Below are 16741 nucleotides of genomic sequence, written 5' to 3' on the forward strand. Positions count from 1 at the left end.
GTTAAATCTTTGTGCTATTGTATTATAATTTTATTGGTTAATTACTTAATTTAATTGGTTTAAAGATTTCATTAATGTTTAAATCTTTAAATTTATATTGTTGCTTCCTTTTTGAAATAAGTCACAAAATCTTCCAATTTCATCACTCCAAGGTCACCTTCACCACGTCTTCTTACAGAAATCGTGCCTTCTTTTTCTTCATTTTCTCCTACTACAAGCATGAATGGAATTTTCTTCAATTCAGCATCACGGATCTTTTTACCGGTCTTCTCGTTTCTGTCATCAATCTGACCGCTAATATCGTGATTTTCCAAAAATTGTGAAACATTTTTTGAATAATCTACATACTTTTCACTGATTGGTAGAATAATAAACTGATCAGGGCTTAACCATAGCGGGAAATCTCCGGCTGTATTCTCCAACAAGATTGCGATAAAGCGTTCCATAGAACCAAAAGGAGCTCTGTGGATCATTACCGGTCTGTGCTTTTCGTTATCACTTCCGATATAATGAAGGTCAAATCTTTCCGGAAGGTTATAGTCTACCTGGATAGTTCCAAGCTGCCATTTTCTTCCTAAAGCATCTTTTACCATGAAGTCAAGTTTAGGTCCGTAGAATGCGGCTTCACCGTACTCAATTACTGTTTTTAAACCTTTCTTCTCAGCTGCATTGATGATTGCATTTTCTGCTTTCTCCCAGTTTTCATCAGATCCGATATATTTTTCTTTGTTTTCAGGATCTCTTAATGAAACCTGAGTCACAAAATCTTCAAAACCTAAAGATTTAAACACATAAAGTGTTAAGTCGATTACCTTTTCAAATTCTTCAGAAAGTTGATCCGGAGTACAGAATAAGTGCGCATCATCCTGAGTAAATCCACGAACTCTTGTTAATCCGTGAAGCTCTCCACTTTGCTCATATCTGTAAACAGTACCAAATTCTGCATATCTCTTAGGAAGATCTCTATAGCTCCATTGTGAAGTCTTATAGATTTCACAGTGGTGAGGGCAGTTCATTGGTTTCAGCATGAATTCTTCTCCTTCATTCGGAGTTTTGATTGGCTGGAAGCTGTCTGCACCGTATTTGTCCCAGTGACCTGAAGTCACATATAATTCTTTTGCTCCGATGTGAGGAGACATTACAAATTCATAACCTCCTTTTTTCTGAGCTGCTGAAAGGAAATTTTCTAATTTTCTTCTTAAAGCGGTACCTTTTGGCAACCAAAGTGGTAAACCTGCACCAACCTTTTCAGAGAAGGCATAAATTCCCAATTCTTTACCTAATTTTCTGTGATCTCTTCTTTTTGCTTCTTCTAGTCTTTCAAGGTATTCCGTAAGATCTTTCTGTTTAGGGAAAGAAATACCATATACTCTTGTAAGCTGAGGGTTATTTTCATTTCCTCTCCAATAAGCTCCTGCAGCATTTAAAATCTTAACCGCTTTTACTATCCCCGTATTAGGAATATGACCACCACGACATAAGTCTGTGAAATCATCATGAGTTACAAAAGTGATTTCTCCATCATTTAAATTCGAGATCAACTCAACTTTGTAAGGATTATCTGCATATGTTTTTAAGGCATCCTCTTTAGATACCGGATATAGAGAGAATGTTGATCCTTTTTTTGCATTTTCCAGGATTTTCTTTTCAATCTTTTCAAAATCCTTTTCAGATAAACTTTCATCCCCGAAATCAACATCATAATAGAATCCGCTTTCAATTGCCGGACCGATAGTCAACTTAGCATTAGGATAAAACTCAAGGATCGCCTGCGCCAAAAGGTGGGCAGAAGAGTGCCAGAAAGCCTTCTTTCCAAGATCATCATTCCAGGTCAAAAGCTGTACCGTAGAATCCGTGGTTATAGGTGTGGTCGTCTCTACTTGTTTACCGTTAACAATTGCGGAAATGGTATTTCTAGCCAATCCCTCGCTTATAGATTTTGCCACATCTAGGGGAGTAACTGCTCCCTCGAATTCTTTGACACTATTGTCTGGAAGTGTAATTTTTATCATTGTTTACTAAGAAATTTTAAGATGCAAAAATACGCATTTTTTGGATAATAAACTACATCAGCACCTATTTAGAATGATAATTAATATTAAAATTGAGAAGATTTTTATAGTTTGAACTTTTCCGGCTTCTGCACTTACTTACTTTGAAAGAAAAAAAATTAAACTTTTATTCCTGATACCAAGATATTAAAGCCACATATTTGGAAAAATATTTGTAATTATGAATATGAAAAATGATAGATATTTTAAATCTCTTAAACTTAATTAAAATATGATGCTATCACAATCAATAATCTTAATTCATGGAACTGAAATTCACAGGAAATATGCAATGATAAATCAAACAAGAATTCTATCATAATATTCCAATATAATAAATAACCTCAATCCAAAATATAATTTTCAAACCACAACTGATTATGAATACGATAAATGTTGATCTGCACTGCGACTTGTTATATTACCTGCTTGATCCCAAAGCTTTGATTGATGACAAAGAAATAGGGTGTTCTTTGCCTTATTTAACAGAAGGAAATGTAAAGCTTCAGGTAATGGCTATCTATGCGGGGACTGGAGAAGGAAGTACCCGATATGGAATAACACAAAGTGAAATATTTTCAAACCTTATAAAAAACGATCATTTTTTCCTGTTTAATAATGAAAACTACAAAACATCTGAAAACAGAAATCGGGTAGGAGTAATTGCCTCTATTGAAAATGGTTCTGCATTTTGTGATGAAAATGAAAGTCTGGATTCCGGATTTAAAAATCTAGAAAAAATTATTCAGAATACTCAAAAAGTTCTTTATATCGGGATTACTCATCATACCGAAAACCGCTTCGGAGGAGGGAATAATGCTAAGGCAGGGTTAAAAGACGATGGAAAAGTTTTAATAGATTATATTGCAGACAGAAAAATTGCAATAGATTTAGCCCATACTAGCGATCAGCTGGCACACGATATTTTCAATTATATAGATCAAAGAGGGTATTCAATTCCGATTCTGGCGAGCCATTCCAATTACAGATCTGTCTATAAAAATAACAGGAATCTTCCTGATGAATTAGCCAAAGAAGTAATCCATAGAAAAGGATTAATCGGGCTCAATTTTATTAAAGATTATGTAGATATCCATCATCCGGAAAGGTTCTATGAGCACATTCAATATGGCTTAGACCTGGGTGGGGAGGATAGTATGGCTTATGGTGCGGATTATTTCTATTGGAAGAATCATCCGGATACGTCCCGTCATCCGTTTTTCTTTCCTGAACATTCAAATGCTTCCCGATATCCTGCAATCAATAAAGAAATTGAAGAAAGATTTTCACGTGAACTGGTTGAAAAAATCAGTCATAAAAATGCTTTGAAATTTATTGAAAATATTTATAAATAATTTGGCTTAGATTCTTTGGAATGAGAATGTTTGTATGCATTCACATTATTGAATGAAACCAACCTGCTTTTGTCATTCCGGAAAGGAATCCAAGTCTCAAAATTGATCCATAAACATGAATAATGCAGGCTGGATCCCTTGCGGGATGACAAATGATAAGTTAAAATGGAAATACTTATGATGATAATGAATCAAATTCAAATTATTCTGAAAGGTATTCAAACCCTCAAAATTAATTTACGGAATGACAATATTTGTATGTATTTTGTTATTTAATGAAACCTATTGCTTTTTGTCATTCTGTAAGAATCTAAACGAGGTTGTTGTATAAATATCTAATTATTTTATATAGCATTTTAATTCCTATAAAATAACAACTTCTTTTTAACAATATATTATCTGCTTAATCTGCAAAATTTGCGAGATTTAAAAAAATAAAAACGGATCAGGTGCAAAAGTTGTGGGCTGGGTAAAAAATTAGTTAATCTGAAGAAAAAAAATGAATTATCTTTTACTCCTCTAAGCTTTATATTGAAATTTAATTTCAACGCAAAGACAATATTCAATTCATTATTGATAAGGGAGCTAAGAAAGCGACAAAAGTCGCTGATGAAGCGATATGGATATGCGTACGCTTAGAAAGAATCAATACAATTGATTCAGCCTTTGCTTCCTAAAATACAAGACCGGATAATAGAAATCCTTTGCGTTACATTTTAAAATGAAACAGATCTAAATATTCTAAGCCCCACAATTTTTGCTCTTTTTCCATAAAAACACCTTTGAAATTAATTTCTAGTGATTTTTCCTTTTATATTTCACTTTCTGCTTGATAATCTCAATTACATCTACATTTTGAACCTTAGACTTTATCCATCCATGGATGTCAATATAAAATAGTGATCTTCTGTAATATTCGTTTTTAGAAAATTCTTCCAACTTTTTGTCAAAATCTTCAAAAGCCATTTGTTGCTGGACTAAAACCTGATTGTTCAGATGTTTGAAAAATTTAATACTTTCAAAATGGAATTCTTCAGGTTTCTTCATCTTTTTAGCAAATTTTAAAGTAGATGCAATAAATTCATCATAATCTTCATCATTTCCGGACTCATATTTCGCCATTAAAATCAAAATTCTGGTATGGAAAAGAAGGTCTTCCTGTACATTTCCTTTTGATTCTATTACCCTCATAGAATATTCTATTGATTTTTTAAACATTTTGCTGCCAAAAAACATCGCAGCCATCTTAAGATAAAGAATCATAAAATGATGCTCATCAATTCTTTCACGAAGTTTCTCCATTTTTAACTCAATTTCAGGGATAAGCTTGGTTCCTGTGAAAAACTCACCTTTTACAAAGTGAATATTCATCAAAGTATTAGAGTGTGTAAGAAATATTAATGACTGAAGGTTTTCATTTTGGGCAAAACTTTCTCCATGAACTGTTTTACTGAATTTTTCAAAATGTTCCTCAAGAATATCAATGTTTCCATAAAGGAACAGGATTTTCAACAAATAAGTATTTCCCTTAATGTACCAAACCGGATGGCTAAAGATCATTTCCGGCTTTTTATGAAATAGATCTACCCATTGGTAAGCATACTTCAAAGTGTATTTATAGTCTTGAAGAAGCTGATTCTTCCAAACATGGGCTTTAAAATACCATAGCTTTTCTGTAAAATTCAGATTTTCAAACTTAATTTTTTTGATTTCCTGATTAAAAATATCCAGAACTTCCTCTCTGTCCGTATCATTTTTTACGTAACCATGAGTCAGCATTTCACTGTATAATTTCAAGGAAAGATTAGATAATTTAGTTGTGTAACGATTTTGTCTGCTTATTTCCTGTGACTGTCTGATCAGTTCATCCGCACGTCCTACAATACTTCTTGTAATAAACTGAGATTCAATTACTTTTTCAAGGTCTATGATTTCGGAGGCAATGCTTTTTTCATCCAGTTCCAGGGCTGTTTGTTTTGTCTTATCTAATATTTTTAATGCCTGTTTATAAAGTCCTTTTTGATATAAAATGTTGGCAAAATCAAGCTGTTCTCTAAGCTGTATTCTATAATTCTGATGGCTTGGATTCATGCGAAGACTTACCAGAATTTGTTTATACAAATGCGCTTTAAGATTAGAAAGCTGTTGTTTCGTGGAAATTTTTTTCTCAATGATAATGCTTTCGTCGTATTCTTTCATTTTGTCCATTTCAGAAAAAAGCAATAGAAATTTGGCATCTACGTTGATCCCGAGACGATTTACATACAACTTAAATTGTCGTTTTTCCGAAGTGTTCAATGACTTTACCAGTACAAACAAAAAATCTTTCTGCAATTCTGCCATTGTAAATTTTTGTATTTTAATATTTTGATTAATAGATAGATATGTCTATTTCTTCAACAGTTGAATATTGTAATTTTCAAGAAAAATGAAAATGAAAAAATATTGCATGCTGTAGTTTTGGATCAAAATTAAGTAAAAAACTTTTATTTATGAATTCCGAAAAAATTGAAATTTTTGATACGACACTGAGGGATGGGGAACAGGTTCCGGGATGTAAACTGAATACGGGACAAAAGCTGATGATTGCTGAAAGGCTTGATGAGCTAGGGATTGATATCATAGAAGCAGGATTTCCAATTTCCAGTCCGGGAGATTTTGAATCGGTTTCTGAAATTTCAAAACTGGTAAGAAATGCTAAAGTATGCGGACTGACAAGAGCGAATAAAAAAGATATTGATACTGCTGCTGAAGCCCTGAAATTTGCTAAAAGACCAAGAATTCACACAGGAATCGGAACTTCGGATTCTCACATCAAATATAAATTCAATTCTACAAGAGAAGATATTATTGAACGTGCTGCCGAAGCTGTAAAATATGCTAAAAGCTATGTGGAAGATGTAGAATTCTATGCAGAGGATGCGGGAAGAACAGATAATGAATATCTGGCTCAGGTATGCGAAGCGGTGATTAAAGCAGGAGCTACCGTATTGAATATTCCGGATACTACAGGATATTGTCTGCCTGAAGAATACGGACAAAAAATAAAATATCTGAAAGAAAATGTAAAAGGAATTGAAAAAGCTGTTCTGTCATGCCATTGTCATAACGATTTGGGATTGGCAACTGCTAATTCTATTGCCGGAGCCATTAATGGAGCAAGGCAGATTGAATGTACAATCAATGGTTTAGGAGAAAGAGCAGGAAATACGGCATTGGAAGAAGTTGTTATGATTTTAAAACAGCATAAAAATTTAAATCTATATACCGACGTCAACTCCAGAATGTTGAATGAGATGAGCGGAATGGTTTCCGACTTAATGGGAATGTCTGTTCAACCCAATAAAGCTATTGTAGGAGCAAATGCCTTTGCTCATAGTTCAGGAATCCATCAGGACGGGGTGATTAAAAACAGAGAAACCTATGAAATCATCGATCCTGCAGAAGTAGGAGTAAATGCCTCTTCTATCATCCTTACAGCAAGAAGCGGACGTTCTGCACTTGCATATCGATTTAAACATATCGGATATAATGTTACTAAGAACGAACTAGATTACCTATATCAGGAATTCCTAAAGGTTGCCGATATGAAAAAAGAAATCTGTAACGATGATCTGAATTTGATTATGGATGCTTTTAACAGAAAAATAGGATAGGGTTTGATTTAAATCAAGATACAGTAAAAAAATGAAGAACGATAGAAAGACACTTTTTGATAAAGTTTGGGACGCTCACGTAGTGGAAACAATTCCTGACGGACCTCAAATTATATATATTGACAAACATCTGATCCATGAGGTGACAAGCCCTCAGGCTTTTGCAGAACTGGAATCAAGAAATCTGGAAATATTCAGACCGGATCAGATTGTAGCCACTGCAGATCATAATGTACCTACTTTACATCAGGAACAACCGATTCGAGATGAATTATCTAGAAATCAGGTCCAGCAGCTTACGCAGAACTGTACAAAAAATCATATAGAGTTATTTGGTTTGGGACATCAATACCAGGGCATTGTCCATATTATTGCTCCCGAATTAGGAATTACTCAACCCGGAATGAGCATAGTGTGTGGAGATAGTCATACTTCCACACACGGCGCTTTCGGCAGCATTGCTTTTGGAATTGGAACAAGCCAGGTGGCGCAGGTATTTGCAAGCCAATGTCTGTTGCTTAATAAGCCAAAATCCATGAGAATAACTGTCAATGGTAAATTGAATGATCATGTTCAGCCTAAAGATGTGATTCTTTATATCATTTCAAAGATTGGAACAGATGGCGGAACTGGTTATTTCTGTGAATATGCAGGAAACGTATTTGAGGAAATGTCTATGGAAGGAAGAATGACAGTGTGTAACATGAGTATTGAGATGGGAGCAAGAGGAGGAATGATCGCTCCGGATACCACCACTTTTGAATATGTAAAAGGAAGAAAGTTCGCTCCTAAAGGAGAAGATTGGGAAGAGAAAATAGAGTACTGGCAAACATTAAAAACGGATGAAGAAGCTGTTTTTGATAAGGAACTCAGTTTTGATGCTTCAGAAATTTATCCGATGATTACTTATGGAACCAATCCGGGAATGGGAATTTCAATTCATGAAACCATTCCTGCTCCGCAAAGCGAATCTGAAGAAAAAGCCTTACAATATATGGGATTAGAAGCAGGTCAGGCCATCTCTAATATTAAAGTTAATTATGTATTTATAGGCAGTTGTACCAATGCCAGAATTGAAGATTTCCGTTCTGCAGCCCAATATATCAAAGGAAAAAGCAAATCTGAATCTGTAAAAGCCTTAATTGTACCAGGATCACAGCAGGTTGTTAAGCAGATTTATGAAGAAGGATTGGATAAAATTTTTAATGAAGCAGGATTTCAGATCCGACAGCCGGGATGTTCGGCATGTTTAGCAATGAATGACGATAAAATTCCGGAAGGAGAATATTGTGTATCCACTTCAAACAGAAATTTTGAAGGAAGACAAGGTCAAGGGGCAAGAACTATTCTTGCGAGTCCACTTACGGCTGCTAAGGCCGCTATAGAAGGTAGAATTTCAGCTTTTGAAAGTTTGAATTAAAATGAAAAGAAATTTTTAAATATAATTTTAACCACAAAGACACAAAAGGTAATAACACTTAAGTAAGAAAAGTTATCATCTAATCGGATAAAAAAGTACTTAAGTTTTTTGAAAATCTTTGATTTTCATCCTTATGTGAACTAAAGTGTAAAAAAAATGTGGTTCTAAGCTCAATATAAAGTACATGCAAAAATTAGTTATTATAAAATCCACTGCAGTTCCATTAGCTGCAGAAAATATAGATACAGATCAGATCATTCCGGCAAGATTCTTAAAAAGTATTGACAGAAAAGGCTTTGGAGAAAATTTGTTCAGAGATTGGAGGTTTAATATTCATACCGGAGAACCTAATTCCGATTTTGTATTAAATAATCCAAAGTTTAAAGGAGAGATTTTGGTGGCAGGAAATAATTTCGGATGTGGAAGTAGTCGTGAACATGCTGCATGGGCATTAACGGATTATGGATTTAAAGTGATTATCTCCAGTTACTTTGCCGATATTTTTAAAGGAAATGCTTTAAACAATGGGCTTCTTCCGGTAAAAGTTTCTGAAGAGTTTTTAAAAGAAATTTTAGAAGGAATTCATGAAAATCCGGACAATGAAATTGCTATAGATGTGGAATTACAATCGATTAGCTTTAAAGATACAACCGAAACTTTTGAACTTGATTCTTACAAAAAAATATGCCTTTTAAATGGCTATGACGATATTGATTTTTTAATCAGTAAAAAACAGGCGATCACAGAATTTGAACTAAAAACACAAAAAGCAAATGAGCAACAATTATTTTAAAATTGCAGTTCTTCCAGGAGATGGAATTGGTCCTGAAATCATCAGCGAAAGTATCAAAATACTTGATGTAATTGCTGAGGCTTTCCAGTATAAATTTCAATTTGATTATGGATTAATTGGGGCAGAAGCTATTTTTAAAACCGGAGAACCATTACCGGAAGAGACTTTGAAAATTTGTAAAGAATCGGACGCCGTTCTTTTCGGGGCAATAGGAGATCCCGTATTTGATAATAATCCTGAAGCTAAAGTAAGACCGGAACAAGGATTATTAAAGCTGCGTAAGGAATTGGGATTATTTGCCAATATCCGTCCTTTACAAACTTATCCGTCTCTTATTGAAAAAAGTCCGCTTAAAAGAGAGATTATTGAAGGTGCCGATATCCAGATTTTCAGAGAATTGGTAAGCGGAATTTATTTTGGTGAAAAATTTACAGATCCTGAAGGTGCTTATGCTTATGATGTCTGTAAATATAATCGTGAGGATATTATTCCAATCGCTCATATGGCTTTTAAAGAAGCTCAGAAGAGAAAGAAAAAGCTGACCCTTATTGATAAGGCTAATGTTTTAGATACTTCAAGATTGTGGAGGAAAATATGCCAGGAAATTGCACCGGAATATCCTGATGTGCAATTAGATTATATGTTTGTGGACAATGCAGCCATGCAACTGATCCTTAATCCGAAACAGTTTGATGTTATTTTAACTGAAAATATGTTTGGTGATATTATTTCTGATGAAGCAAGTGTTATCGGAGGATCTATCGGGTTATTACCTTCTGCATCCATTGGTGATAAAAATGCTTTGTTTGAGCCTATTCATGGTTCTTATCCACAGGCAAAAGGAAAAGGAATTGCCAATCCGGTAGCTTCTATCCTGAGTGTGGCCATGATGCTTGATCATCTGAATTTGAAACAGGCCGCAGAAAAATTAAGACAGTCTGTAGAACATGCTATTGAAAATAAATATGTCACGATAGATCTTAATACGAAACAGTATTACTCTACGAGCGAAGTAGGAAGTTTTATTGCAGATCATATCCGATATTCAGAGAAATCTTATTATAATTTTGAGAATGTGAAAATCGGAAAATCAACCATTGTATAGACAATTATAGTTCACTTAGATAGTTAGAAGAAAGGTTCCGTCTCTTATGAGACGGAACCTTTCAATTTTATTATTGGAAATATTTTAAACCATTCTTAATGGTTTATCCTTTTGTATTATCCGTTTTCCCCGATTTATTTTTGAAGACTTTTGAATATCTTCTTTTTTTATATCAGGTGGGTTGGTTTTTTTTGACGAAGCAGGAATATTCTGAAAATCCTGATTCTGTTTCTTGGTTTCTGCAGCATTGGCAGATTCTTTCTTTTTGTTATTTCCTTTGGTGTTCATAACTTTAAATTTTTAATTTCAAGAAATCTTTATATTAAAGTCATTCAAAGTTTTTGCCAAAAATAGAAATATAATACTTAATCTACTTTAGAGTCCTAAGATTCCAATTTTTCCTGTTTTATCTTCAATCTTATAATTCAGGGCTTTTGCCAATACAAAAACATTATTCAGATTTTCCATTAATTGTTTACGACCCTCACTTCTCAACTGATTTTGATCAATGGACTTAATTGCCGTTTCTTTGGCTTTCTCCGTTACATTTTTAATATCCTTCTCCGAAATTCTATTAAAAAAAGAATCATCCAAAGACTGGATTTCCACACTTGGTGTAATTCTTATATCGGCATCCGGCAGATCAGTAATGACCAGTTTTTTGTTGATGGAATCCACTTCAATCTTCATTTTATTAAGATCATAGGAAACCTGTGCATTGGTTTTAGTATAGGTAATAATGCTATTGCTTGACACTTCTTTCCCGAATACTTCATATCCCATTTTGGTTTTCTGCATGCTGGAAGTATTCTGTTCCATTACAACCATCTTATTCATCCTGGAAATTTGGTTGGTCAGAATATAATAATCTGACTTTTCCGTCTTTCCGCCAAGATTAAAACAAGATTTAAGGCCAAAAAACAAAAGCAGCATGGCACCTGCGCCTGCTATAAACGGTATGATTACTTTATAATTTCTCAAAATCTATTTAAAAATTTCTTTGATGACAGAAGAGTCATTTTTTTTCAGGATTTCTGCTAAATCTCTTTCAATATATCCTGAAGTTGGCATTTCTACAATTCTTCCTGCTTCTTTTCCATATCTTTTCAGGATAATGGTAGGCACTTTTTGAATGTTATAAAGCCCTTCATCACCGGAAGGAGATTCCTTTTTACGGTTTACGGCAATAATACTAAGTTTACTTTCCGGAAAACTTACTTCTTCCAATATTTTCATCAGCCTAGGAAAGTCTCTGTGACTGTCTTCACACCAGGTTCCCATAAAAACAATGATGTCATAGGTACCTAGTCTTTCTTTTCTAAGTTCACTGATGGCTTTTTGATCAAGAGCGTAGTCATCGTGCTCTTTCACGTACCAATCTGAGTAAGGAGCTTTTAAAAATTGCTCTTTCAGCTGATGGCCCAAAAGCATTTTGCCGTCTTTTTGGGTTTCAACTTCACGGTTTACTACTGTCTTTTGAGCATTAAACTGCTGGGTAGCCAAAAATAAACTTGAAACGGCAACAATATTGGTAATAAATTTTTTCATATTTTATTTTTCGATAATAGATTTTAAATCGGCAGGAGAGTAGTATTTGTTTTTTAATACTTTATGATCCGCCTGTCTGTAAACATTGAATTTTTCTCCGGACTTTTCATAAAAAGATTCTACTTCTTTTTCTTTATAGAATTCAACAGTTTCCTTAGCCTGTTCTTCATTATCGCATGCTTTTGACATATTGGAACGCTGAACTTCGTTGAACAACTCTACAAATTTGTTGCCAAGACCGAATTCTAATACCGCACCACTCAAAACATATTGTAAATCACAAAGTGCATCAGCAATCTCTACGATATTGTTATCAGCGATAGCTTGTTTCAATTCGTTAAGTTCTTCCTGTAGAAGTTCTACTCTAAGATTGCATCTTTCCGGAGAAGGGATTTGTGGGGTATCTAAAATAGGGGCTTTGAAAGTAGTATGGAATTCTGCTACTTGGTTCAAACTATCAATTTTATCCATGAATTTTTTTATTTACCACAAAGATAGAAAACGATTTGTAATTTGTAAAATGTATTAATGCAGGAAACCGAATAATTCATATAAAAAAGTCCACAATCTCAAATTGTGGACTTTAAAGTCAGAAAGTTAAGCTATTTCAATTCCTGATATTTCCATATTCCTGAAATATTTAATATAGTCAATCCCGGTTGTTTTTCCCCATAGCTGAACACGCCAATATATTTTGAATGACAGGTTGAGCAAGCTGTTCCAAAATATAAGGTAGGTAAATTATTGACTGTTATTTCTCCAAAGTGTTGCATTCCGGTTGATGTTTCAGTAGCAAGTCCGTTTTTCAATAATTCGTTTTTGGATAGCACCTGATCATTGTGATACATCTGAATAATTGGATATCCGGATTGATATGGAATTATTTCAACGGTATTTTGATGATTGCAATCACCACAGATAAAGTTGACGATAGCGGATGGAGAAATTTCATCATTGGTAAAAATATCCTTCTCAAGAAGAGCTTTTTTACCAATGCTTATTTTTTTTGATATTGGATACATTTTGATTTATTTATTACTGTATAACGGTCCCTACTAAGTTATTGTATTTTCCGCTTGGACTTTTTTTAATAGTTATTTTAATATATCCTTCTTCGGCTAGTTTATTCCATGTCTTTTGATAGCCTGTCGTAATATCAATTGGGATTTTCCACATCGTTTGCTTTCCATTACCTGTTTGATTGAACCAGGGAATGATATCTGCCGTTTGAGATTTGAAAGGTAAGCTATTCAAAACATCAATTTCATAATAGAAATCATATTTATTTTCTGCTTGATTTAGAGCTCTTTGTGTGAATGTGTAAACATATCCGTTGATAATAGGACTTGTGAAATTCCCGCCAAAAGTAGGTGTTCCGGTTCCACTATAGTTGATGGCTCCACTATATCTGTCAAATTTCTGTCCGGGTAGAATTGGGACTTCATCAACGATATTATATCCGCCATTTGCAGGTGGCCAGCCGCCATTCAGTTTGTTGGCGTTAAAAAGTGCTTCCAGTTCACTCCATTTGCCTTGTTTATATAAATCAAATGCTTGTACTCTGATGCTTTGACTTACGATGCCTGATGTGTCATAGGTGGCTGCAAATTCATCAGCATTTTTGTAAAATACGATTTTAACAGGGGTTGTGGGAGGTGGAGTTTCTTCTTCACGATCTGAGCTGCATGCTATTGAAAATAAAGCGATTGTCAGAAAAAATACATGTTTAAACAAGTGTTTCATATAATAGTTTTTAATAATGTAAAGTTTTAATGATGTATTACCAAGGGACTCTAGTTTTTGATGCAGTGACCGCGTTTAGAAAAATGACAATATTATTCTGGTCATATAATCAGATTTACATGATCAAAATAAGTATTGGCAAAATACATTGATGGATCAATTTTCACCAGTGATACAATGGAAAGAGTATTAATTTCCATCAATTGCAAAAACGAATGAAGAAATACCTTTCCAATACAAACTGAGTAAGCGGTACAATAAAATATAATATTGAGTGATAAATTTAAGTTAAAAAAATTAATTTAAAGTATATTTTTAATAGTAATGCTTTTATGGGTTGATTTTAAATTATTAACGGTTTGCATGATTGAAAATCAGACCATATCGCTTATAATAAAAATAAGCCGACTCAAAAAATGAGGCAGCTTATTTCACATCGTATACTTTAGGGTGTTATTTTTTTATGAATCTTTTGGTAAATTCTCCAACCTGAATAAGATAAGTTCCTTTAGAGAGTTTACTTACATTCACTGTTCCTCTTTCGAGATTACCACTATCTATGAGCCTTCCTGACATATCATAGATTTTATATTCTTCTGTACTGGTATTCGTAAGTGTTAAAATATCTTTTACCGGATTTGGATAAAGTTTGATTTCCGTTGATTCTTCTACTGTAATTTCTGTAGTAGATTTGGTGGTAGTTTCAGTTACAGTAATGTTAGCGCTATTGACATTAAAGAAAATATGATTACTTCCTTTTACCATAATCCTACCGTTAGTTGTCACAGCATTCGGAATGGTGATGATTTGTGCCCCGTCGTTAGGTGTTGCAGCTAATAGAGTAGTCCAGGTGTTTCCGCTGTCGGTGGACCAAAGAATATCTACATTCGCAGCATTCACTCCGTTCCCGGTTGTGCCCGCAACATCCCAGGTAACAGTTTGGTTACTTCCTTTGACGTAAGAAACAGCAGTATTTTGCGAGGTAACAATAAAAGGACCGGCAACTGCATTTACAGTGATTTTAGTATCATCTGAATTATTTCCTGCTCCGCCAGGCCTGTTATCCCGAACTGTAAATCTGAAGTTTAGTGTTCTTGCAACAGAAGGAAGAGCTTCTACATTAATGTTACTTCCTGCAGTAGTTGAAGCTCCGGCCATAATAGATGACATTTTGGGAAAATATCTTACAGGCGAAGTCGTAGGTTTCCAGGATCTGAAGATAGGTCCGGCTGTTTTTGTAGCAATTGCAGCTGAATTACCCGCTGTTTGTGCAGACGTTCCTTTGTCCATTTGTTCCCAGATATAAGTCAGTGGATCACCATCAGTATCTGTTCCGGAACCTGTAAGCACAAACGGTGTGCTCTTAGGAATTGTATAATCCGGTCCGGCATTAGCAGTAGGGATAGAATTTCCTGTAGGTGTATTTACAGAACAGGTTTTTGTTTTAATATTGTTTGTAATCTGTTCTATACTCTTGGCATGGAAAAAAGGATCTGAATTTTTCTGAACATCATAATTGGTAATTCCTGCATACCCCATAATCGTAGATCCTGATCCCGGTTCTACGGATTGTAAGTCGGTTTGAGTAGCATAAGACCATGTATGGTTTCCACCAAATTGATGCCCCATTTCATGAGCAACAAAGTCAATATCAAAAGTATCTCCCGATGGAATACCATTGGAAGGGGAAGTGTATCCGCTTCCTTTATAATTATTTGGATAAGTAACTCCCTGGTAAGTGTAAGTGGACATATCATCATTGCAAATACATCCGATACATCCGGCATTACCACCTCCACCATCTCTTCCAAATAAATGGCCTATATCAAAACCAGCATTACCGATAGTTGTATTCAGAGTGTTCATCAGCTGAAAATTCCAATTATCCATTTGAGCTGAAGGAGAATAGGGATCTGTAGCAGCATTGGTATAAATGATTGCATCATTATTGGGGATAAGAACCATTCTTGCGGCAAAATCATTTTCAAAAATACCGTTTACACGGGTAAGGGTATTGTTCATTGCTGCTAAAGCCTGTGCTTTTGTTCCGCCAAAATAAGTAGCATATTCTCCAGTGCAGGAAAGCGCTAATCTGAATGTACGCAGGGTGGAATCATTGGCATTTTTAGCTGTTATAGCCGAAGCTCCTTTCTGAGCTGACTCAAGAACAGTACATTCAAATTTATTTAAATCGTTTTTTCTGTCAGATTTTTTATAAACAACATAAGTCGATAAATCTTGAGTATAAGGTTCAATAAAAACCGCAGATTTATCATTATAGATTTCCATTGAGGACAGGCCTAGTGGGGAAATGCTGAAATACACAACAGAAGCAGGGTTTTCTATACCTTCTCCCATATAAGATTTAATATCAGGATATTTGATAGCTAATTCAGGATCGAAATTTGAATTCTCTGTTATTTTAAAATTTTCTATCCTTCCTGTGGAGCCAGGAAGAGAGATTATTATTGTTGATTTCTCAGTTGCTGATCTTTTGGGAACTCTTGATAATGTACTCTTTAAACCATCAATATCTAAATGATAAAGCTTTGGACTATCAATATTGAGCATGTTTTCAAAAACCGGTGAAGAGCTTTTTGGAGAACGTTGAGTCCATAAACGATCGGTTTGAGCAAAGGAAATACCGGATATGATAAGCATTCCCACCAAGAATATATTTTTTTTCATGGATGAGTGATTTTTTGTGCGCCCCAAAGCTAGCAAAAAATGAAGTGAAATATGTGCTTTTTTATAATTTTTTTTTAAAAATTGAATAAAATTAAATATGTTATACATTAAAAATAAAGACTGCCCCTTGGAAGGGCAGTCTTTCACATAGTTTAATGTAAGGGTTACTAGTTCTTAATGAATCGTTTTGCTATTTCTCCTATTTGAAGCATATAAGCACCTTTTATAAGGCTGCTGACATTTACAGTGCCTCTTTGAAGTTTTCCTGAGTCAATTAGTTTTCCACCCATATCGAAGATTTTATAATCTTCAGATGTTGTATTTGAAATGTGTAGTATATCTTTTACCGGATTAGGATAAACTCTGATATCTGTGATCAAAT

At 34.4% G+C, this 16741-nt stretch carries 15 protein-coding genes; 5 read left to right on the forward strand and 10 right to left on the reverse strand.

The window, feature by feature from the left end; genetic code table 11:
- Positions 1–92: 92 nt before the first annotated feature.
- A complete protein-coding gene (thrS, locus tag CW752_RS01550) occupies positions 93–2012 on the reverse strand; it encodes a threonine--tRNA ligase (protein ID WP_101238039.1) in 1920 nt (639 codons plus the stop codon).
- Positions 2013–2431: 419 nt separating this feature from the next.
- Between thrS and CW752_RS01555 the strand changes: the two genes are divergently transcribed.
- A complete protein-coding gene (locus CW752_RS01555) occupies positions 2432–3406 on the forward strand; it encodes a dipeptidase (RefSeq protein ID WP_101238040.1) in 975 nt (324 codons plus the stop codon).
- Between the two features lie 795 nt (positions 3407–4201).
- On the opposite strand, the gene CW752_RS01560 is transcribed toward CW752_RS01555, so the two are convergent.
- Positions 4202–5749, reverse strand: a complete 1548-nt coding sequence (locus tag CW752_RS01560; RefSeq protein WP_101238041.1) for a hypothetical protein — start codon at positions 5747–5749, stop codon at positions 4202–4204.
- A gap of 149 nt (positions 5750–5898) precedes the next feature.
- On the opposite strand from CW752_RS01560, the gene CW752_RS01565 reads away from it, so the two are divergent.
- The 4 genes from CW752_RS01565 (at position 5899) to leuB (ending at position 10380) form a co-directional block, all read left to right on the forward strand.
- Positions 5899–7062, forward strand: coding sequence for a 2-isopropylmalate synthase (locus CW752_RS01565; protein WP_101238042.1), 1164 nt, complete (start codon positions 5899–5901; stop codon positions 7060–7062).
- Between the two features lie 31 nt (positions 7063–7093).
- Positions 7094–8482, forward strand: a complete 1389-nt coding sequence (leuC, locus tag CW752_RS01570) for a 3-isopropylmalate dehydratase large subunit (RefSeq protein WP_101238043.1) — start codon at positions 7094–7096, stop codon at positions 8480–8482.
- A 184-nt stretch (positions 8483–8666) separates the two neighbouring features.
- Positions 8667–9275 (forward strand): 3-isopropylmalate dehydratase small subunit, encoded by a 609-nt coding sequence (gene leuD / locus CW752_RS01575; protein WP_101238044.1) that lies wholly within the window; start codon positions 8667–8669, stop codon positions 9273–9275.
- Positions 9256–10380, forward strand: coding sequence for a 3-isopropylmalate dehydrogenase (leuB, locus tag CW752_RS01580; protein ID WP_101238045.1), 1125 nt, complete (start codon positions 9256–9258; stop codon positions 10378–10380). The genes leuD and leuB overlap by 20 nt, the downstream gene beginning before the upstream one ends.
- Before the next feature lie 84 nt (positions 10381–10464).
- On the opposite strand, the gene CW752_RS01585 is transcribed toward leuB, so the two are convergent.
- The 8 genes from CW752_RS01585 to CW752_RS01620 form a co-directional block, all read right to left on the reverse strand.
- Positions 10465–10668, reverse strand: a complete 204-nt coding sequence (locus CW752_RS01585) for a hypothetical protein (protein WP_101238046.1) — start codon at positions 10666–10668, stop codon at positions 10465–10467.
- A gap of 87 nt (positions 10669–10755) precedes the next feature.
- Positions 10756–11361, reverse strand: coding sequence for a DUF4230 domain-containing protein (locus CW752_RS01590; RefSeq protein ID WP_101238047.1), 606 nt, complete (start codon positions 11359–11361; stop codon positions 10756–10758).
- A gap of 3 nt (positions 11362–11364) precedes the next feature.
- Positions 11365–11928 (reverse strand): TlpA family protein disulfide reductase, encoded by a 564-nt coding sequence (locus CW752_RS01595; protein WP_101238048.1) that lies wholly within the window; start codon positions 11926–11928, stop codon positions 11365–11367.
- A 3-nt stretch (positions 11929–11931) separates the two neighbouring features.
- Positions 11932–12399 carry a nucleoside triphosphate pyrophosphohydrolase family protein gene (locus CW752_RS01600; RefSeq protein ID WP_034694493.1) on the reverse strand — a complete coding sequence of 156 codons (468 nt, stop codon included), beginning with the start codon at positions 12397–12399 and terminating at the stop codon, positions 11932–11934.
- A 131-nt stretch (positions 12400–12530) separates the two neighbouring features.
- Positions 12531–12950, reverse strand: a complete 420-nt coding sequence (locus tag CW752_RS01605) for a hypothetical protein (protein WP_101238049.1) — start codon at positions 12948–12950, stop codon at positions 12531–12533.
- A 13-nt stretch (positions 12951–12963) separates the two neighbouring features.
- Positions 12964–13671, reverse strand: a complete 708-nt coding sequence (locus CW752_RS01610) for a glycohydrolase toxin TNT-related protein (protein WP_101238050.1) — start codon at positions 13669–13671, stop codon at positions 12964–12966.
- A 453-nt stretch (positions 13672–14124) separates the two neighbouring features.
- The gene (locus CW752_RS01615) at positions 14125–16359 is read right to left on the reverse strand and encodes a zinc-dependent metalloprotease (RefSeq protein ID WP_101238051.1); all 2235 of its coding nucleotides are present in this window, start codon (positions 16357–16359) and stop codon (positions 14125–14127) included.
- A gap of 167 nt (positions 16360–16526) precedes the next feature.
- Positions 16527–16741, reverse strand: a 215-nt coding sequence (locus CW752_RS01620; protein WP_185117548.1) for a T9SS type A sorting domain-containing protein, incomplete at its 5' end; no start/stop codon positions are given.

It is taken from the genome of Chryseobacterium sp. PMSZPI, assembly GCF_002835665.1.
Classification (GTDB): domain Bacteria; phylum Bacteroidota; class Bacteroidia; order Flavobacteriales; family Weeksellaceae; genus Chryseobacterium.